The sequence below is a fragment of the Gordonia sp. NPDC003422 genome (assembly GCF_053588675.1).
This window is the reverse complement of record NZ_JBSFQL010000018.1, coordinates 22,645-40,869: the sequence shown is the minus strand read 5'-3', so window position 1 is coordinate 40,869 and position 18,225 is coordinate 22,645. Positions and strand designations below refer to the sequence as shown.

The window sequence follows — 18,225 nt, the reverse complement described above, 5'->3', positions numbered from 1 at the left end:
CGACACCTCAACGATCGCCTGCGCGGGCGTACCATCGACGCCATGCGCGCCGTCGTGTACGACCGCTACGGGATGCCCGACGTCCTGAGAGTCGACGAGATCCCGATTCCCACACCCGCGGCAGGGCAGGTGCGGGTCAAAGTGGCCGCCACCTCGATCAACCTCAGCGACTGGGAGTGTCTGACCGGCTATCCCGCGTACGCACGGATGGGTGGGCTGCGGCGGCCGGGCAAGCACATCCTCGGTTCGGACATCGCCGGCTGGGTCGACGATGTGGGTGCGGGCGTCACCCGGTTCCGGCCTGGTGACGAGGTGTACGGCGATAACATGCGCCTCAAGGGCGGCTTCGCCGAGTACGCGACCGTCGACGAGAAAGCATTGGCCCACAAGCCATCCGAGCTGACCTTCGTCGAGGCGTCGACGATCCCGCAGGCTGGACCGATCGCCCTTCAGGGCACTGCGGGCGCCACCGACGGATGCCGAGTTCTGATCAACGGCGGCGGGGGCGGGTCGGGCGCCTTCGCGATCCAACTCGCCAAGCAGGCCGGTGCTCATGTCACCGCTGTGGACAACGCCGGCAAACTCGACTTCATGCGATCAGTCGGTGCCGACGCGGTGATCGACTACCGTACAACGGATTTCACCGAGGACAGCCACGACCTGATCCTCGACCTCGTCGCCCACCGCTCGGTGTTCGCGTATCGCCGGGCGCTGTCACGCGGCGGGCGATACCGGTGCGTTGGCGGATCAGTACCCACCTTGGTGCGGCTGCTCACTGCGGGCTTCGTCGTCGGCCCTGTCAGCGGGCGTCGAATCGGTGTCCTCGCAGTACGTCCCGGGCCGCAGTACTTCGAACCGCTGGCAACGCTGTGCAGCGCTGGCGAGATCGCGATCCACGTGGAACGCACCTACGGCCTCGACGAGGTTCCCGAGGCGCTGTCACATGTGGGCAACGGCCACGCGCTCGGCAAGGTCGTGGTCACGCCGTAGCGGCGTCAACCCCGCTGACCTCACGACGTCAGTCACCGTCCAGGTCGGCCAACGCGGCCCTCGCATTCTCGAGTTCTTGGCTGAGTTCGGCGACCCGCTTCTGCGCCGCCTCCCGTGCCGACGCGATGACACCGTCGACAGCGGCAATCGCCGCATCGTCGCCGAGTTCACGCACGGCCCGAGCCACCCGATCCGCGGTGACCTCCACCGGTTTTCCCTGCTTCTTCGCGCCGCGCGACACCGACACCGTCCACGTGCTCGCGCCTGCAGAGGTGACCGTCACACTCACCGCCGCCGTTGATTCCTTGCTGCGACGCGAAGACGCTTTCGCCGGAACGGGTTTCGGACTCGGCGAACTCACTACCTCCGGCGCGGGCGCAGGTGAGGATGCGGGCGTGGCGACCGGCGTCGATTCCCCTCGAGACTGCCGGGGGGTTGACGGCTTTGCCGGCGCCCGGGTAGGCGCCTGGGAGCGAGTCCTATTCAGCTCGTTCGCCTCGAACGGCAACTCGTCGTCGACGCCCTTGGGCCGCACCGTGACGGTCGACCCGTCGACGCCGACGACACGCGCAGACGCGCCTGCCTCGAGCCCCAGGGACACCATCGGCTCTCGCAGGTACACGGTGACACGTTTGCCCGCTTCCACCCCCGCCGCCAACGCGACCAGGTCGTCGGCGGTCAATCCATTCACCTTCTGCACACTCACCGATCCATCTTCGCACACATGTGCGATGGGCGGGGCCGACGCCTCTCACACCTTCGGTTGGCCATGGACATTCGGAAAAAACTGAGTACGCTCATTAATGAGCACAGTCATTATCGTCCACGACCGGATCACCGTCCCGGGTAGCGATCCACGGAGGAGTTTGCAGTGCCGGACACGTCACCATCGGCAGGACTTCGCGAACGCAACATGCGCGACAAGCAGGAACGGATATTCCGTTCTGCTGCAGGACTCTTTTCTGATCACGGGTTCGAGTCGGTGTCGACGAACGAAATCGCGAAGAAGGCCGGCGTCGCATCCGGAACGGTCTTCCGATACGCGGCCACCAAGGGCGAGTTGCTACTGATGGTTCTCAACAAGGAGCTGGGCCAGGCGATCGCGGCCGGAGCCCAGCGGGCCACATCTCTGCCCGATACTTCGGCGGCCATCACAGCGATGATTGTCCCCATCCTGGAGTATGCGGTCGCGCACCCCGAAAACGGGCGGACCTACCAGCGCGAATTGTTGTTCGGCGACCCGTCCGACCGATACCGCGCCGAGGGGCTTGCACTCGTTCTCAAGCTGCAGAACACCATCGCCGAAAGATTGATGGCCGACGCGGAAAAGGCGGGGCTGCAACCAGATCCGAATGCAGCTCTACTGGTAGGCAACATGATCTTCGGAGTCGTGCATCTGACGCTGGCGCGCCCGAGTACCGGCGCGCATCCCGACCGGGACCCGGTGACCGACATCCGGAACCAGATCGATGCTGCCACGGCCGGCTACCTCCACCGCCTACCGCCCATCAGCCCCACGAAAGGAAGCTGAATCATGCAGTACACCAACGGAAACTACGAGGCATTCGCCCGTCCCCGCAAGCCGGCCGGAGTCGACGACAAGTCGGCCTGGTTCGTCGGCGCCGGACTGTCGTCACTGTCGGGCGCGGCATTCCTCATCCGTGACGGACGGATGGCCGGGGATCGGATCACCATTCTCGAACGTCTCACGCTGCCCGGCGGCGCGCTCGACGGCATCAAGGAACCCGAGAAGGGCTTCGTGATCAGGGGCGGTCGCGAGATGGAAAACCACTTCGAATGTCTCTGGGACCTGTTCCGCTCGATCCCGTCGCTGGAGATCGACGGCGCCAGCGTGCTCGACGAATTCTATTGGCTCAACAAGGACGACCCCAACTATTCACTGCAACGCGCCACCGTCGAGCAAGGCAAGGACGCGCACACCGACGGGCTGTTCACCCTCTCGGAAAAGGCACAGAAGGACATCATCAAGATCTTCCTCGCGACCCGCGAGGAGATGGAGAACAAACGCATCGATGAGGTCTTCTCCCAGGAGTTCCTGGACTCCAACTTCTGGCTCTACTGGCGCACCATGTTCGCGTTCGAGGAATGGCACTCCGCGCTGGAGATGAAGCTCTACCTGCATCGGTTCATCCACCACATCGGTGGTCTGCCCGACTTCTCGGCGCTGAAATTCACCAAGTACAACCAGTACGAATCGCTGGTCCTGCCGCTCTACACCTGGCTGCTCGATCAGGGCGTCACGTTCCGATTCGACACCGAGGTCACCGACGTCGACTTCGACATCCACGGTGAGCGCAAGCAAGCCACCTACCTTCACTGGGTCGACGCCGACGGAGATGAGGGCGGCACATCGTTGACCGAGAACGATCTTCTCTTCATGACCATCGGGTCGCTCACCGAGAACTCCGACAACGGCGATCATCACACCCCCGCCGCGCTCGACGAGGGACCCGCGCCCGCGTGGGACCTGTGGCGTCGCATCGCCGCCAAGGACCCGTCGTTCGGCCGCCCCGATGTCTTCGGCGGCCACATCCCGGAGACCAAATGGGAGTCGGCCACCGTCACTACCCTCGACCGCCGGATTCCGGCCTACATCGAGAAGATCTGCAAGCGAGACCCGTTCAGCGGCAGGGTCGTAACGGGTGGCATCGTCACGGCGAAGGACTCCCGTTGGCTGATGAGCTGGACGGTCAACCGGCAGCCCCACTTCAAGCAGCAGCCCGCCGACCAGATCGTGGTGTGGGTCTATGCGCTGTTCGTGGACGAGCCCGGCGACTATGTCACCAAGACGATGCAAGAGTGCACCGGCGAGGAGATCACCCAGGAGTGGCTGTACCACCTGGGCGTTCCGGTCGAGGACATTCCCGAGTTGGCGGCGAACGGCGCCAAGACGGTGCCGGTGATGATGCCGTACGTGACTTCGTTCTTCATGCCTCGTCAGGCCGGCGACCGCCCCGACGTGGTGCCGGCAGGTGCGGTGAACTTCGCCTTCATCGGGCAGTTCGCCGAATCGGCACAGCGCGATTGCATCTTCACCACCGAGTACTCGGTCCGCACGCCGATGGAAGCCGTGTACACCTTGCTCGACATCGAGCGTGGTGTCCCGGAGGTGTTCAACTCCACCTACGACGTGCGGGCGCTGCTGGCCGCGACCAGCCGGTTGCGCGACGGCGAGGAGGTCGGTCTGCCAGGGCCGCAGTTCCTGCGCAACAAGCTGATCGGCAAGCTCAACGAGACCCAGATCGGGCAGCTCCTCTCCGAGAACCACATCCTCTGAGCATGCCCGCCTGACCCACCACCACCTCCTGCGTCCCGGCGAATGCCATCGCCGGGACGCCTCGTCCCACACACCCTTCGGAGGTCCATCATGACGTTGTTGTCTGGCGAGCCGTTGTCCTTCGGCACCCACTACCGCCGCCTCTTGATCGGCGTCGTGGTCCTCGGCGCCCTCACCCAGTTCCTTCTCGGCACCTTCTATCTCGGGGTCGGTCACTCGCCGGAGCCGCGGAACCTTCCGGTCGGTATCGTCGGGCCGCCCGCACAGGTCGAACCCGTTGCCGCCCAGCTCGAATCCGCCGGGAAGTTCGACGTGACATCGTACCCTTCACCGGAAGCACTCACCGCCGCGATCAGGGCACGGGACGCGGCCGGGGGTCTGGAGATCACATCGGGCGGCGTCGTGGCCGTCGTCGCCGGAGCCGGTGGGACGCTTCCGGCGGCGACGTTGAAGACGGTCGCGGCAGAAGCCAACCAACGCAACAACTCTCCGCAGACCATCCCCCGCGACGTCGTGCCGTTGGCGGACAGCGACATCAACGGAGCGTCCCTCGGCTACATCCTGCAGGTGATCTCGCTGGGCGGCAGCATCGCCTCGCTCGGCTTGGGACGGTTGATGCCGCGCGTCCAAAAGTCACTTCGCCGGGGGCTGGGACATGTCGCCGCCCTGATCGCCTACGCGTTGGTGTCCGCGGCGATAGTCCTGGCGTTCTCGTCGATCTACGGGGTCGGGTCCGGCGCCGACACCGGAGAACTGTTCTGGACATATGCACTCATCTCACTGGCCATCACCGGATCGATCTCCGGCCTAGTCACGCTATTCGGGCCGGTGGGGTCCCTGACCGGTGGCTTCTACTTCCTGATCGGTGCGACCATCTCCGGCGCATCGATACCGTGGACCTTCCTCCCCCATTTCTGGGCGCTACTGGGTCAATGGCTGCCCACCGGCGGTGGTGCGCAACTCATCCGCAACTCGCTGTACTTCCCCGCCGCGAGCAACACCACGGCCCTGCTGTGCCTCGGCCTGTACGCAGGAATCGGCACTCTGCTGGTGCTGGTCTGGAACATCATGGGCAACAGGGATTCCCGAACCTCCGCCATCGACGTCGACGCCCTGTATCCGGTCACCGGCGAACACCACCATCATCACGACACCTCGACAGAAGCAGAGAGCCAGCCGTGAGATCCTGAGTCTCCTGGACTCGTTGGATTCGTTTGCACTTCAAGGCAACTGCGTTGCGGCATTGATGATTGATCATCACACGGTGCGCGGCCATCGATGGAGCTCCGGGACCACATTCCCGGGAGGAACCAAGCGGCTCAACAAGACTCGCAGCGGCGGCCAGGTGTCTCGGCCCCGTCGCGTGACCGCATAGGCGGTCATCCGCAGGTCATGTGTGCCGAGAGGCAGCACCGTCAAGCCCTCGCGAGACGCGCGATGCAGCGGCAGCAATGCCACTCCGTAGCCGGCGAGGATGAGGTCCTCGACGAGTTCGAGACTGTCGATCTGATGCGCGATCGTCGGTGTGAATCCCGACAGCGAGGCCAAGGTACGAACGGCCGTCTCGTCAGCACTGTTGCGGGAGTTGACAATCCAATACCGGTCCGCGTAATCGGACGGCGCGCGCGTGCCCGCGTCGTCGTCGGGTACTGCCAGCCCCCACGGCGTGGACCACAACGCGACGCTCTGCAGCGCGGGATCGATCGTGGCCGGCGCGAGGTTGTAGTCGTAGGACAGCGCGAGGTCGATGTCGTCGTTCATGAGTAGTTCGAAGGCTTCGACGGGCTCGTACTCACTGATGACCGCCCGCAAACCCGGATGGGAGTCCCTCAACTCGGCGAGGACCGGAAGCAACGACACTCGGATGCCGGTGGCGAATCCGCCGACCCGCAGCGTGCCGACGGGTTCGGCATCGGGATCGAGGTCGCGCAGTGCCGCATCGACCTCGGCGAGGATGGTCACCGCGTGATCGGCCAGCCGACGACCCGCCGGGGTCAGCCGAACGCGGCGGCCGTCGGGCTCGATCAGCGATGTCTTGGTCTCGCGGGCGAGCGCAGCGATCTGCTGCGACACCGTCGAGGTGGTCAAGTGGTAGGCGTCGGCAACCGCTCGCATCGAACCCATCCGCGAGAGCGCGAGCAACAATTCCAGCCGCCGGAAGTCCACTGGTCTATTGTTCATAATTTCCGAACGATATGTCCATAAATGTCACGTGGACACGAACGATCTGAGTGGCCTTCAATGAGAGCGTGCAACACTTCACCAGCGCCATGGGACAGAACACAGCACGCGCCGGGACGGCGATGGCCATCGTGTCGATGCTGTGTGTCCAACTCGGACTGGCGTTTTCGGTGACCCTCATCGACCGCGTCGGCGCCGAGGGCGCGGGCTGGCTGAGGCTGGCGTGGGCCGGAATCTTGCTGCTCGTGATCGTGCGGCCCTCACCGTCGGCGTTCACCCGACGCACGTTTGCCGCGGCGGTACTCCTCGGAATCGTCACCGCCGGTATCGTTCTGCTGTTCATGGCCGCGGTGGCGCGAATTCCGCTCGGTACGGCCAGTGCGATCGAGTTCCTGGGCCCCTTGGGCGTCGCCGTGGCGACAGCCCGCGGAGGCAAGCGCATCCTGTGGCCGGCACTGGCAGCGACCGGCGTGATCCTGTTGACTCAACCGTGGTCGGGCACGGTGAACACCGTCGGAGTGCTGTTCGCACTCGCCGCCGCGGCGTGCTGGGGCAGCTACATCCTGTTGACCCAGCACATCGGCGACGAGGTGGCCGGAGTGCAGGGGTTGGCGGTGTCGATGCCGGTTGCCGGTATCGTCGCGACCGTCGTCGCGGGTCCCTCGGCATTCGGTCGGCTGACTCCCGAGTTGCTGCTGATCGGCCTGGGCCTCGCGATTTTGCTGCCGGTGGTTCCGTTCGTGCTGGAAATGCAGGCATTGCGGCGCCTCACCACGTCGTCCTTCGGCACGCTGATGGCCCTCGAACCCGGCTTCGCCATGCTGATCGGACTCCTCGTACTCCACCAAATCCCCGGACCCGCATCGATTCTCGGACTCGGGCTGGTGGTGGCGGCCGGAATCGGCGCGGCACGAGGAGGATCGCGCCGAAACGAGCCCGCCAGCACCGGCAATCCACCTGATTCGCGACTCACCCGCCAAGTACTTCGATCCGACACGTCGGGCCATGTGCGCGAGCGAGTTTCGCGTCGAGCGTGACCAAGGTGGCGTCAAGCGCCTCGGCCAACGTGACATAGAACGCGTCCGGGCCGCGAATCGACTCCCGCAGTTCCCAGACTCGGTCGAGCATCCACCGGTGGGAGTACCGCTCACCGGGCCACTCGCGCCGATCCTCCACCGCCTGACCTGCGGCCGTTCCGTCCAATCCGCCGCGCAGGTACTGCGCACGGACCACGCCCAACACTTCGACATCGATGACCTCAGGGGCCACATGGTCGGGGTCGGCGGCGAGGCGTGCGCCGACCTCGACTGACCGCGGGGTGTCGGCGACGATTTCGAACAGGCACGACGCGTCAACGACGAGCATCGGGCCACTCGCCTCGCCATTTGTCGAGGTCCGCCAAGACGTCTTCGGTGCGAATCTGCGACGGCCGACGACCCGTGCGACGCAGCCATTCGGCAATGGACGGCCGTTCTGCGATTTTCGTGGCTTCGCGCTGCAACAGTTCCGGAACCGTGATGCCGTCTTCGTCTGTCTGCACTGCTGCTTGCTTGCTTGACGAGAACGCCGGCCCTGTTTATTGTTTGCCGTACAAACAACGGGATCGAGCGCATGTCCACCACGTCCACCGCACCCTCTCGTCGCGCGAGTCGGGAGTCCGGGAAGTCCACCCGGCAGTCATTGCTGCGTGCGGCCACCGAGGTGTTCGCCGAGCATGGCGAAACTGCATCAGTCGCGCAGATCTGCCAGCGTGCCAATGCTTTTCCCAATCAGGTCACTTACTACTTCGGCTCCAAGGAGCAACTGTTCGTCGAGGTCGCGTGCGCGGCCGTGCTGCGCGCCGGGCGTCATGCTGAAGAGGCCGCAGCCAACGCGACGACCGTCCGCGAGTACACACATGCGCTCATCGGTTCGCTACTGGGCAGCGAGGCCCGCAGCGTCGAGATGTTCACGACCGCGATGCTGCTGGTCGCACGCAGGCCAGACCTACGCGAACTCATCTCCGAGACTCTGCACACACTGCACGAACGTGGCGGAGACGCCCTTATGGCGACGCTGGTGCGTACCGGATGGCAATTGCGTGCGCCGATCGACGTCGAGGCCAAGGCATTCTGGTCGGCCACGTTTGGACTTGTCGTCCAAAAGGCCGCCACCGGAGCGGAATTCGGCTACACGCTGGAGGAGTCGGTGGCCGTGATCTTCACGAATCTTCAGATACCGGAAAACGTACTGGACCAACCGCTGAGTGGTCTCGAGACGCCTCGGGCGAGCAAGCTCGCACGTGGCTCCTCGACCAGCGGGGGTTCAGCCCTGAAAGGAACATCATGACCCGATCGACCACCACCCACCCGCAGCCGCACCTCACGCACGAGGTGCTCAACCAGTCGACACCGCGCGTCGACATCAACGAGTACGAACTCGACACCGTACTCAGGGAATCCGTCGCCCGACACGACGCCGGGTGGGCGGACGCGGAGCTCCGCGAGATCGGTGCGCTGGTCGGCAGCGAACAGTTCCAGCACGACGCCAAATTGGCGAACACCATCACGCCGCAGTTGCACACCTTCGACCGGTGGGGGCGGCGGATCGACGAGGTCGAGTACCACCCGTCGTATCACCGGATCATCTCGGCGTCGATTTCCCATGGCGCACATACCCGTTGCTGGGCCGACCCGCAGCCGGGATCGCACGTCGCCCGGGCGGCCGCGTTCATGCTGTTCGGTCAGATCGAGCCGGGTCATGCGTGTCCGGTGTCGATGACGCATGCGGTGATCCCGTCGCTCGAACTGCAGCCCGATGTCGCCGCGCTCTGGGTGCCCAAGGCGCTATCGCGCGAGTACTCCCCCGAACTGAGCGCCGACAAGTCGTCGGCCATCTTCGGCATGTCGATGACCGAGAAGCAGGGCGGCTCCGACGTCCGCGCCAACACCACCGTGGCCAAACCGGCCGGTGCGGGCGGCCCGGGCGCGGAATACCTTCTGACCGGACACAAGTGGTTCTGCTCGGCACCCATGTCGGATGCGTTCCTGGTGCTCGCTCAGGCGTACGGGCCTGGCGGTGAAGGACTTTCGTGCTTCCTCCTGCCCCGTGTGCTGCCGGACGGGACACGCAACGTGTTCCGCATCCAGCGACTGAAGGACAAGCTGGGCAACAAGTCCAATGCGTCGAGCGAGATCGAACTCGACGGAACAGTCGCCTACATGGTGGGCGAACCCGGTCGCGGGGTGCGCACCATCATCGAGATGGTGGCGCAGACGCGCCTCGACTGTGTCCTCGGCAGCGCGGCCGGCATGCGACAGTCCGTCGCCGAAGCGGTGTGGCATGCCCGCCACCGCAACGCCTTTGGTGCGCGTCTCGTCGACCAGCCGGCCATGACCGCGGTTCTCGCCGACCTTGCTCTCGAATCGGAGGCCGCCACCACCACCGCCATGCGGCTCGCCCGCGCCCACGACGAGGACGCCGACGACCAGGAACGCGCTTTCCGTCGGCTGGCGACGGCCGTCGCCAAGTACTGGATCTGCAAGCGCGGACCCCACCACGCGTACGAGTCGCTGGAATGCCTGGGCGGCAACGGCTATACCGAGGACTTCCCGCTCGCCATGCGCTACCGCGAGCAACCGGTGATGGCCGTGTGGGAGGGATCGGGCAACGTGATCGCACTCGACGTGCTGCGCGCAATGACCCGCGAACCAGAGTCTGTTGCGGCGTTCGACGCTGAGTTGTCCAAGGCGCGCGGTGCCAACACGACGCTCGACGCGCATCTCGACCACGTCCGCGTCGAACTCGGCGAACTCGCACGGTTCGAACCTGCTGCCGCGCAGGCGAGGGCACGAGTGACGATCGAGGCGATGGCGCTCGCGTTGGAGGCCTCGCTGCTGGTGCGGTACGCACCGACGGCGGTGTCGGAGGCGTTCATCGCCGCACGGCTGGGTGCCGATCGCTCGTTCGAGTACGGAGCGCTGCCGGTCGGAGTCGACGTGGGAGCGATCGTCGAGCGGCACTGATGCGCGGTGAGCCATCGGTGTTGCGGACATTGTTGTCTCACTGGGCCTTCGAGGCTCGTCGCTAGCGCTCCTCACACCTCAGGCAGCGGAAGGGGTCAGCGGGTGGGATCAGCCGTCGGTGCGCAGTGAGTCCAAGATCTGTTGCCGGAGTGGCGATGTCGTGTTCGGTAGCCAGGTGGCGCGGGCGGGGGCCACGGGCGGGTCGGTGAATTCGACGATCCTGATGCGACCGTTGTCGAGCCATCCGGGCGCATTGGTCACGAAGGCGCAGGCCTGCGGGTGTGCGATGACAGAGGTGTGTGGCGGGGTTCCGATGAGGGTGGAGACGATCACCCTAGGTTCGAATCCCGCTCTGCGACAGATGTCTACGAGAATGTCGGTGTATTCGGCGTCGCCCTCGGCGCCCCACACCACGATCTCGTGGTTGGCGAGAGCCTCGAGGTCGACGCGCTCGTGCTGGGCGAGAGGATGATCGGCGTGCATGGCCAGGCGGAGCACGTGATAGGTCGCGATCGCCGACGCCAGCCTGGACGGATCGCCGACACCCCGACCGAAGGCCAGATCGATCGCGCCACCGACCAGGGCGTCGTGGATGTCGGACGCAAACACCGGGCGCACGGTGATCGGCACTGTGGGATCGTCGCGCACCACGGGCTCGATGATTCGGAAGATCTCCGACGGCGCGAGGTCCGGCGTATGACCAATCACGAACGGCACCCGACGATCGGCGTCGGCGCTGCGCACTGACGAAGCGAGGTGCCGACCGCCGGCTAGCAACGGCACCGCCCCGTCGTAGAGCGCCGAACCCGCCTCGGTCAGCACCAGGCGTCGATTCGCGCGCGAGAACAACGTGACGCCCATCTGCCGTTCGAGTTCGCGAATCGCCGACGACAGCGCCTGCTGGGTGATGTAGAGCTCGTCGGCCGCGACCCGCAGGTTCGGCGAATCGACCACCGTGACGAACATACGGAGCCGACGCAGATCGAGGTCGCGATCACCGGCCGACGGTGAGTTCATCAAGTGATTCCTGTCAACTATCCGATTTGGTCTGATTGTAGATTGTCAATTCGATCCTTAGGCTTGAACTTGCGATGCGAGCGGTACCCCCGACACCGCTCGCATCGCTTCGCTTCACGTGGGTCCACGCACTGAGGGGATGCGTGGACCCATTTGCGCTTCCCTGGCCGGTTCCACCTATGCACCGCGGCCCATCACCTATGCGATCCTTGACTACACTTTTGGCATCAACAACCTTTGATGCGCGCGCGACTTCCGGGGGTCAGGCTCGTGTGCCACGCAGGCTTGGGAGGGGCGCAGCGTGGGCAACATGGTCGGCACACCCCGGTATGCCCGGATACGCAAGCGCATTCCGCGTGCGTCCGCTGAGGTCAGCGCGGACTACAGTGACGCGCTCGAGATTGTCAACCAGATCGGCATCCGTGAGCGGTTCATTCGCTACAGCATCGCCGCACTGACCATCACCTTTGGTGTTGTGGGACTCGTGAGCGCCTTCGCGCCGGGAGGTTCGGCGGGGTCACCGGTCCGCCTCGCCGTCGCTCTCGCCGCGTCGGCCAGCACCATCCCAGCGGCCATCGTGGTCAGCAGGGTCAACCTCGGCACTGTGTGGTGGTCCAAGGAGGCATCGATCAAGGGCGCCAACACGGCCTTCGTGATCTACGCCGATCTGGGCGTCGCGATAGTCCTCGCCACATTTCAGAATCCGCTGATGGCGCTGCATGGAGCCACGCTGTTCGCGGTGATCGCCGGCTATGTCGCGCACTTCGTGCGGTTGCCGGTGGTCATAGCGCATGTGACGTTCACGAGCTTGGTGATCGTTGCGTGTGGGATTGCCACGGTCCTGCTGGACTATCCGGTGGCGACCAGCGTGTACTACACCGTCGTCGCACTGGCTGCGTCGAACGGCATCGTGGTTCTGCTGCGGACCTACACCATCGATTTCCAGCGCGCCATTGCGCGCCAGCTCGAACTTGCCAGTACCGACCCGCTGACCGAGGTCCGCAACAGACGAGGCTTTCTCAACACCGTCGCATCCGAACTGCGTCGGGGTTGCTTGTCGGGCCCGTTCGCCATTGCGATGGTCGACATCGACAACTTCAAACAGATCAACGACCAGCACGGGCATGTCGTCGGGGATGCCGTCCTCATCCGCATCGCACGATCACTGCAAGATGTCGCCGGACCATCTGCCGTGGTCGGGCGCATGGGCGGCGACGAGTTCGCCATCGCGGCACCGCTCGAGCGTGAGGAAGCGATCCGCATGGCTCGCCGCATCACCGAGGTCCCGCACTCGATTCAGGGTGACGTGACGATCACCATGAGCCTGGGGATCTCGGTCCGCCGGGCGAAACGTACGCCGGTGTCGGCGTCGATGGTGATCGCGATCGTCAACGCGACACTCGCCAGTGCCGATCTCGCGCTGCTGCGTGCCAAGGCATCGGGCCGGGCCGGTCTGTCGACCACCGAAGCACCGTCCTGAGTTGCCCGTTCAGCGTCGGCCTTCGTCAGGCAGTTTGCCCGCGAGACCGCAGTCCGTGGGGAGACACCTTCCCCAGGAACAGAGGTCGCCGCACTCGAGTTGATCTGTGCGGCCCTCGGCGAGCTGAACTACGAGAAGTATCGGCTGTCCGACAACGGGGTCTTCATCCGGCAGGCCGCCGATGAGTTGATCCGACGTCACCACTGTGACCCGGATTTCACGCCTGACACCATTGCGCGGCTACTACACGTCAGTCGGCGACAACTCTATCGGCACTTCGAGCAGGAGCCTCAGTCCATGGCCGAGCTGATCGGGGCTCAGCGTGCCCGGACCGCTCGATCATTGCTCGTCACGAATCCAACCCGCCCGGCCGAGGATATCGCCACTGAATCCGGATTCACGTCGACAGCAACGATGCGCAGCCATTCTGCGTGCCCAATATGGCATGGGGCCCAGAGTGATTCGTTCGAGCGCCACCAAGGCTCCACCCACCACCTGAAGCTCCGGTATCGACGGTCAGAGAATGACACCCGGGTTGAGCAGCCCCTGCGGGTCGAGTGCCTGCTTGATCAGGGTCGTCAGTTCCATCACGTCGGGTCCGACCTGATCGGGCAGCCACGCCTTCTTCAACCGGCCGACGCCGTGCTCACCGGTGATGGTGCCGCCCAACGAGATAGCCAGATCCATGATCTGACCGAACGCGCGGTGGGCCCGATCGTGCTCGTCGGCGTCGTCGGGGTCGAACACGATCAGCGGATGCGTGTTGCCGTCGCCCGCATGCGCGATCACCGAGATCATCACCGAGTTGTCCGACGCGATGTCGGCAACTCCGTCGATCAGCGACGGAAGCGACGGCAACGGCACGCCGACATCCTCGAGCAACAGCGTCCCGAGTTTCTCGACTGCGGGGATCGCCGCTCGTCGCGCCGCGGTGAATGCCTCCCCCTCGGCCGGGTCGTCGGTCGCGAAAACCTCGGCGGCCCCGTGGGTTTCGAAGGCATTCTGAATCAGTTCCACCTCGGCGACACCCGCCGGACCCGGCGCGTCGGACTGGGCGACGAGCAACGCGCCTGCCTCGCGATCGAGACCCATCCGCAGCATGTCCTCGACGGCGTTGATGGAGACCGAATCCATGAATTCCAGCATGGCAGGCCGTATTTCGGAGGTCACGGCGAGCACTGCAGCGCTCGCGTCGTGCACCGAGGAGAAGGTGCCGACCACCGTGCACGCCGGCGCCTGCGGCGGGAGCAGGCGCAGGGTGACCTCGGTGATGATGCCGAGCAGGCCCTCGCTGCCGACAAACAGTTTGGTCAACGGCAGTCCTGCGGAGTCCTTGAGTTGTTTGCCGCCGAGCCGTACCGCTCGGCCGTCGGCGAGGACCACTTCGAGGCCGAGGACGTAATCAGTCGTGACCCCGTACTTGACGCAACACAGGCCGCCGGCGTTGGTGGCGACGTTGCCGCCGATCGAGCAGATCTCGAACGACGACGGGTCCGGCGGGTACCAGAGCCCGTTGGCCGATGCGGCCGCCTTCACCTCGGAGTTGAACAGGCCCGGCTGACTCACCGCGGTGCGGGTGGCGGTGTCGATGGTGAGTTCGCGCATCTTCTCCGTCGAGATCATCACCGCGCCGTCGACCGCGGTGGAACCTCCGGACAGGCTGGTGCCGGCACCGCGCGTGATGATCGGCGTGGCGTGCGACACGCACCAGCGCACGGCGGTCTGCACCTCGGCGGTGCTCGTCGGGCGGATCAAGGCGAGTGGGGTTCCGGCGTCCGGGTCTGCCGCCCGGTCCTGGCGGTAGGCGGCGAGGATGTCGGGATCGGTGACGACCATGCCGTCGGGTAGCTGGGACATCAACTCGCTCAGATCGGCACCGCTCATGTTTGCCAGCCTATGGGGCGTCGGTGTGCACAATGGCGGCATGAGCGATTTCAACGGCACCATCATCGACGAGTTCCGTACCAACAGCGGATTTGTGCAGACCGCAGGGTTCGGGCGCAATCTGATCCTGCTGCACACCGTCGGCGCCAAGTCGGGTGAGCCGCGCATCAACCCGCTGCTCGCGCTGCCCGACGAAGGCGGATGGCTGGTCATCGGCTCGGCCGGCGGGTCACCGAAGACACCGGCCTGGGTGCACAATCTGCGCGCCGACTCGTCGGTGACGGTCGAATCCCCCGACATAGGCGGCGTCAAGACCCAGCAGGCCACCGTCACCGAACTCCCGCCCGACGAGCGCGACGCCGCGTGGGACCGTTTCACCGCCAAATCTGACGGCTTCCTCAAGTACACCGAGACTGCGGAGGGCCGCCAGTTCCCGATCTTCCGCGTGAGCCCCACCGAATAGCGGCCCGACGTCGGCTGCCCCTACCCTGTCGGTGTGTTCGAAGTTGGCGATGTGGTGGCCGGCTACACCGTCGACGAATTCCTGGGAGGCGGTGCGACGGCCGACGTCTTCCGTGTGCACCGCGGTGACGACCGACCTGTGGCACTCAAGGTGCTGCACCCGAAAGGGTCCGATCCCAGCCGCATGCGCGAGCGATTCGACCGCGAATTCACCATCGCCCGCAAACTCGACCATCCACACATCGTCAAGATCTATGCCCGCGGCGAGGTCGACGATCCGGACACCGCACCCGCGCTCCGCCGACCGCACTACCCGGCGCTCTGGATGGCGATGCAGTACGTGCCCGGCTCCCCCGCGACGACGCTGATACCCCACGACGCCGAACCCGACGTACCGGCGATCCTGCGCATCGCCGCACAGATTGCGAGCGCGCTCGACTACGCGCACGGACAGGAGATCCTGCACCGCGACGTCAAACCCGCGAACATCCTCACGACGCCGACGTCGTCGGGGCTCGACGGGTTTCTGTCCGACTTCGGCATCGCGCAGTTCCTCGATGACACCCGGCCCCTGGCCCGAAACGGACGCGTGCAAGGTTCGATCGCCTACGCAGCACCGGAACTTCTTCAGGCTCAACAGCTTTCCCCAGCCACCGATCTGTACGCCTTCGCTTGCTCGTTGGTGGAACTGCTGACCGGCTTCCCTCCGTACCCACGCACCACCGCCTTCGCCATCACCTACGCACACATCAACGACGACCCGCCGAAACTCACCCGACGGCGCAGATGGCTACCGTCGGCGATGGATTCGATCTTCGCAAAGGCTCTCGCCAAATCGCCCACCGACCGCTATTCGTCGTGCGGCGAACTGGTCGAGATCATCACCCGGCTCATGCGCGACGTCCCGATCCCGGAGGCACCCCCGCACCGACTGTTCGGGCGATCGCGGACCCGACGCTGACTTCTCTGCTGCCTGGGGGCTCGAGGCGCCGGCCGGGAGCCGCGCAGGTGTCGATGGGCCGACGGGGTGCCACTGAAAGTAGGGGAGGAAGTCTCTTCCCCGGGGTTTGGTGTCGTCCCCCAGAAAATTCGCGGGGAGGACACCGAGGTTAGGGGAAGAGTTTCTTCCCCTATTTTCTTGGGGACGGCCGGAGGGTGGCGGCGATCACATCCGAAGGAGATGTTAAATCGGACATCCGATCCGTTAAACTGCCTGGCGCCAAGATGATTCGCGTTGCACGGTGCCACGTCGAGCCGAATGATGTCCGATTTCTTTAACATTCCACCGCTCGCGCCGACCATTTAGCACGTCTAATCTCTGTTCTGGTTCTGTTCATCTGCGCGTGCGCTCTCGCGATCCGAGGGTGCCCAATGCTGCGCGAAAAAACCCACCACCACAAGGGAAACATGACGTCCGAAACCACCACGTACGACAATTCGTCCCTCGCACACGAAGACGAGGGCTATCACAAGAGCCTCAAACCGCGGCAGATTCAGATGATCGCCATCGGCGGCGCGATCGGCACCGGCCTGTTCATGGGCGCGGGCAGCCGCTTGCACGACGCCGGACCCGGCCTGTTCATCGTGTACGCCGTCTGCGGCATCTTCGTCTTCTTCATCCTGCGGGCCCTCGGTGAGCTGGTACTGCACCGCCCGTCGTCGGGCTCGTTCGTGTCGTATGCACGCGAATTCTTCGGTGAGAAAACAGCATTTGTCACCGGATGGCTCTACTTCTTCAACTGGGCGGCGACCGCGGTGGTCGACGTCACCGCGGTTGCGCTCTACGTGCACTACTGGAGCATGTTCGAGGCGATACCGCAGTGGCTCATCGCGCTCATCGCACTCTGCATCGTCCTCACCATGAACGTCATCTCGGTGAAACTGTTCGGCGAGATGGAGTTCTGGGCATCGATCATCAAGGTCACCGCGCTCATCGCCTTCCTCGTGGTCGGCATGGTGTTCCTGGCCGGACGCTTCGACATCGACGGACAGCAGGCCGGGATCAGCGTCATCACCGACAACGGCGGTCTCTTCCCCGAGGGCATCTTCCCGCTGTGCATCGTCACGTCCGGGGTCATCTTCGCCTACGCGGCAGTCGAATTGGTCGGTATCGCGGCCGGCGAGACCGAGGATCCGCCCAAGGTGATGCCACGGGCCATCAACTCCGTCATCGTGCGCATCGCCGTGTTCTACGTCGGCTCGGTTCTGCTGCTCGCGTTGCTGCTGCCCTATACCGCCTATCGCGCCGGCGAGAGTCCATTCGTCACGTTCTTCTCCAAGATCGGCATGCCTGCCGCGGGCGGGATCATGAATCTTGTTGTGCTGACGGCCGCTCTGTCGAGCCTCAATGCCGGCCTGTACTCCACCGGCCGCATCCTGCGTTCGATGGCGATGAACGGTTCGGGCCCGGCGTTCACCGGCAAGATGAATCGCAATGGAGTGCCGTTCGGCGGCATCGCACTCACCGGAGCCCTGACGCTCCTCGGCATCGTGCTCAACCTGTTCGTTCCCGAGGACGCATTCAACATCGCGCTCGATCTGTCTGCACTGGGGATCATCTCGACCTGGGCGATGATCGTCGCCTGCCAGATTCAGCTGTATCGCTGGGAGCGCAAGGGAATTCTCGAACGCCCCGCATTCCGGCTGCCGGGTGCTCCCTACACGAGCTACGTGACGCTGCTTTTCCTTGCCGCGGTGACCGTGCTGATGTGCTACGAGAACATCTGGAACCTGATCGCCATCCTCGTCATCATCCCGATGCTGATCGTCGGCTGGTATGCGGTGCGCGGCAAGGTGATGACGATGGCAGCGGCACGCGAAGGCTACACCGGCGACTACCCCGTCGTGCCGCAACCGCCGGTCCCCGAGGCGCCGCACGGGCGTCATCAGGAGTCGGAGGAGGACTGAGC

17 protein-coding genes and 1 pseudogene are annotated in these 18,225 nt (G+C 64.9%); 12 read left to right on the top strand and 6 right to left on the bottom strand.

Going from position 1 to position 18,225, the window contains the following annotated elements; translation table 11 throughout:
* Positions 1-42: 42 nt before the first annotated feature.
* Complete coding sequence (locus ACWDTF_RS15975) at positions 43-990, top strand: NAD(P)-dependent alcohol dehydrogenase (protein WP_240857779.1); 948 nt, start codon at positions 43-45, stop codon at positions 988-990.
* A 28-nt stretch (positions 991-1,018) separates the two neighbouring features.
* On the opposite strand, the gene ACWDTF_RS15970 is transcribed toward ACWDTF_RS15975, so the two are convergent.
* Positions 1,019-1,696: a DUF6319 family protein gene (locus ACWDTF_RS15970; RefSeq protein WP_240857780.1), complete on the bottom strand. Its 678-nt coding sequence runs from the start codon at positions 1,694-1,696 to the stop codon at positions 1,019-1,021.
* A gap of 207 nt (positions 1,697-1,903) precedes the next feature.
* Here ACWDTF_RS15970 and ACWDTF_RS15965 point away from each other — a divergent pair, with 207 nt between their 5' ends.
* From ACWDTF_RS15965 to ACWDTF_RS15955, 3 genes are all read left to right on the top strand, one after another.
* Complete coding sequence (locus ACWDTF_RS15965) at positions 1,904-2,521, top strand: TetR/AcrR family transcriptional regulator (RefSeq protein ID WP_449754650.1); 618 nt, start codon at positions 1,904-1,906, stop codon at positions 2,519-2,521.
* Positions 2,522-2,524: 3 nt separating this feature from the next.
* Positions 2,525-4,288: an oleate hydratase gene (locus tag ACWDTF_RS15960; protein WP_240857782.1), complete on the top strand. Its 1,764-nt coding sequence runs from the start codon at positions 2,525-2,527 to the stop codon at positions 4,286-4,288.
* A 90-nt stretch (positions 4,289-4,378) separates the two neighbouring features.
* Positions 4,379-5,470, top strand: coding sequence for an ABC transporter permease (locus ACWDTF_RS15955; protein WP_355275885.1), 1,092 nt, complete (start codon positions 4,379-4,381; stop codon positions 5,468-5,470).
* Positions 5,471-5,545: 75 nt separating this feature from the next.
* On the opposite strand, the gene ACWDTF_RS15950 is transcribed toward ACWDTF_RS15955, so the two are convergent.
* Positions 5,546-6,454: a LysR family transcriptional regulator gene (locus ACWDTF_RS15950; RefSeq protein WP_240857846.1), complete on the bottom strand. Its 909-nt coding sequence runs from the start codon at positions 6,452-6,454 to the stop codon at positions 5,546-5,548.
* Positions 6,455-6,558: 104 nt separating this feature from the next.
* Here ACWDTF_RS15950 and ACWDTF_RS15945 point away from each other — a divergent pair, with 104 nt between their 5' ends.
* Positions 6,559-7,506 carry an EamA family transporter gene (locus tag ACWDTF_RS15945; protein WP_240857847.1) on the top strand — a complete coding sequence of 316 codons (948 nt, stop codon included), beginning with the start codon at positions 6,559-6,561 and terminating at the stop codon, positions 7,504-7,506.
* Here the strand turns inward: ACWDTF_RS15945 and ACWDTF_RS15940 are convergent.
* Both ACWDTF_RS15940 and ACWDTF_RS15935 read right to left on the bottom strand, forming a co-directional pair.
* Entirely contained in the window at positions 7,439-7,834 is a 396-nt protein-coding gene (locus ACWDTF_RS15940) for a type II toxin-antitoxin system VapC family toxin (protein WP_240857784.1), read from the bottom strand. The two genes, ACWDTF_RS15945 and ACWDTF_RS15940, sit on opposite strands and share 68 nt — an antisense overlap.
* The gene (locus ACWDTF_RS15935; protein WP_240857785.1) at positions 7,821-8,009 is read right to left on the bottom strand and encodes a hypothetical protein; all 189 of its coding nucleotides are present in this window, start codon (positions 8,007-8,009) and stop codon (positions 7,821-7,823) included. Before ACWDTF_RS15935 ends, ACWDTF_RS15940 begins: the two co-directional genes overlap by 14 nt.
* 71 nt (positions 8,010-8,080) lie before the next feature.
* Between ACWDTF_RS15935 and ACWDTF_RS15930 the strand changes: the two genes are divergently transcribed.
* Both ACWDTF_RS15930 and ACWDTF_RS15925 read left to right on the top strand, forming a co-directional pair.
* Positions 8,081-8,797 carry a TetR/AcrR family transcriptional regulator C-terminal domain-containing protein gene (locus ACWDTF_RS15930; protein WP_240857786.1) on the top strand — a complete coding sequence of 239 codons (717 nt, stop codon included), beginning with the start codon at positions 8,081-8,083 and terminating at the stop codon, positions 8,795-8,797.
* Entirely contained in the window at positions 8,794-10,473 is a 1,680-nt protein-coding gene (locus tag ACWDTF_RS15925) for an acyl-CoA dehydrogenase family protein (protein ID WP_240857787.1), read from the top strand. Before ACWDTF_RS15930 ends, ACWDTF_RS15925 begins: the two co-directional genes overlap by 4 nt.
* A 108-nt stretch (positions 10,474-10,581) precedes the next feature.
* On the opposite strand, the gene ACWDTF_RS15920 is transcribed toward ACWDTF_RS15925, so the two are convergent.
* A complete protein-coding gene (locus ACWDTF_RS15920; protein WP_276614871.1) occupies positions 10,582-11,490 on the bottom strand; it encodes a LysR family transcriptional regulator in 909 nt (302 codons plus the stop codon).
* A 310-nt stretch (positions 11,491-11,800) separates the two neighbouring features.
* On the opposite strand from ACWDTF_RS15920, the gene ACWDTF_RS15915 reads away from it, so the two are divergent.
* Both ACWDTF_RS15915 and ACWDTF_RS15910 read left to right on the top strand, forming a co-directional pair.
* Positions 11,801-12,970, top strand: coding sequence for a GGDEF domain-containing protein (locus ACWDTF_RS15915; RefSeq protein ID WP_240857788.1), 1,170 nt, complete (start codon positions 11,801-11,803; stop codon positions 12,968-12,970).
* 99 nt (positions 12,971-13,069) lie between these two features.
* Positions 13,070-13,381, top strand: a pseudogene (locus ACWDTF_RS15910) (helix-turn-helix domain-containing protein); the annotation flags it as partial.
* 105 nt (positions 13,382-13,486) lie between these two features.
* Here the strand turns inward: ACWDTF_RS15910 and ACWDTF_RS15905 are convergent.
* Entirely contained in the window at positions 13,487-14,854 is a 1,368-nt protein-coding gene (locus tag ACWDTF_RS15905) for an FAD-binding oxidoreductase (protein WP_240857789.1), read from the bottom strand.
* A gap of 40 nt (positions 14,855-14,894) precedes the next feature.
* Between ACWDTF_RS15905 and ACWDTF_RS15900 the strand changes: the two genes are divergently transcribed.
* From ACWDTF_RS15900 to ACWDTF_RS15890, 3 genes are all read left to right on the top strand, one after another.
* Positions 14,895-15,317, top strand: coding sequence for a nitroreductase family deazaflavin-dependent oxidoreductase (locus ACWDTF_RS15900; RefSeq protein WP_240857790.1), 423 nt, complete (start codon positions 14,895-14,897; stop codon positions 15,315-15,317).
* Positions 15,318-15,350: 33 nt separating this feature from the next.
* Positions 15,351-16,277 (top strand): serine/threonine-protein kinase, encoded by a 927-nt coding sequence (locus ACWDTF_RS15895; protein WP_449754649.1) that lies wholly within the window; start codon positions 15,351-15,353, stop codon positions 16,275-16,277.
* A 446-nt stretch (positions 16,278-16,723) separates the two neighbouring features.
* The gene (locus ACWDTF_RS15890) at positions 16,724-18,223 is read left to right on the top strand and encodes an amino acid permease (RefSeq protein WP_355275906.1); all 1,500 of its coding nucleotides are present in this window, start codon (positions 16,724-16,726) and stop codon (positions 18,221-18,223) included.
* Positions 18,224-18,225: the final 2 nt, after the last annotated feature.

What these genes read in the sequence shown, in the direction of transcription:
- ACWDTF_RS15975 (WP_240857779.1), top strand. Translation starts at nt 43, where the DNA reads ATGCGCGCCGTCGTGTACGACCGCTACGGGATGCCCGACGTCCTGAGA.
- ACWDTF_RS15890 (WP_355275906.1), top strand. Translation starts at nt 16,724, where the DNA reads ATGACGTCCGAAACCACCACGTACGACAATTCGTCCCTCGCACACGAA.
- ACWDTF_RS15930 (WP_240857786.1), top strand. Translation starts at nt 8,081, where the DNA reads ATGTCCACCACGTCCACCGCACCCTCTCGTCGCGCGAGTCGGGAGTCC.
- ACWDTF_RS15945 (WP_240857847.1), top strand. Translation starts at nt 6,559, where the DNA reads ATGGGACAGAACACAGCACGCGCCGGGACGGCGATGGCCATCGTGTCG.
- ACWDTF_RS15915 (WP_240857788.1), top strand. Translation starts at nt 11,801, where the DNA reads ATGGTCGGCACACCCCGGTATGCCCGGATACGCAAGCGCATTCCGCGT.
- ACWDTF_RS15940 (WP_240857784.1), bottom strand. Translation starts at nt 7,834, where the DNA reads ATGCTCGTCGTTGACGCGTCGTGCCTGTTCGAAATCGTCGCCGACACC.
- ACWDTF_RS15900 (WP_240857790.1), top strand. Translation starts at nt 14,895, where the DNA reads ATGAGCGATTTCAACGGCACCATCATCGACGAGTTCCGTACCAACAGC.
- ACWDTF_RS15955 (WP_355275885.1), top strand. Translation starts at nt 4,379, where the DNA reads ATGACGTTGTTGTCTGGCGAGCCGTTGTCCTTCGGCACCCACTACCGC.
- ACWDTF_RS15960 (WP_240857782.1), top strand. Translation starts at nt 2,525, where the DNA reads ATGCAGTACACCAACGGAAACTACGAGGCATTCGCCCGTCCCCGCAAG.
- ACWDTF_RS15965 (WP_449754650.1), top strand. Translation starts at nt 1,904, where the DNA reads ATGCGCGACAAGCAGGAACGGATATTCCGTTCTGCTGCAGGACTCTTT.
- ACWDTF_RS15920 (WP_276614871.1), bottom strand. Translation starts at nt 11,490, where the DNA reads ATGAACTCACCGTCGGCCGGTGATCGCGACCTCGATCTGCGTCGGCTC.
- ACWDTF_RS15905 (WP_240857789.1), bottom strand. Translation starts at nt 14,854, where the DNA reads ATGAGCGGTGCCGATCTGAGCGAGTTGATGTCCCAGCTACCCGACGGC.
- ACWDTF_RS15925 (WP_240857787.1), top strand. Translation starts at nt 8,794, where the DNA reads ATGACCCGATCGACCACCACCCACCCGCAGCCGCACCTCACGCACGAG.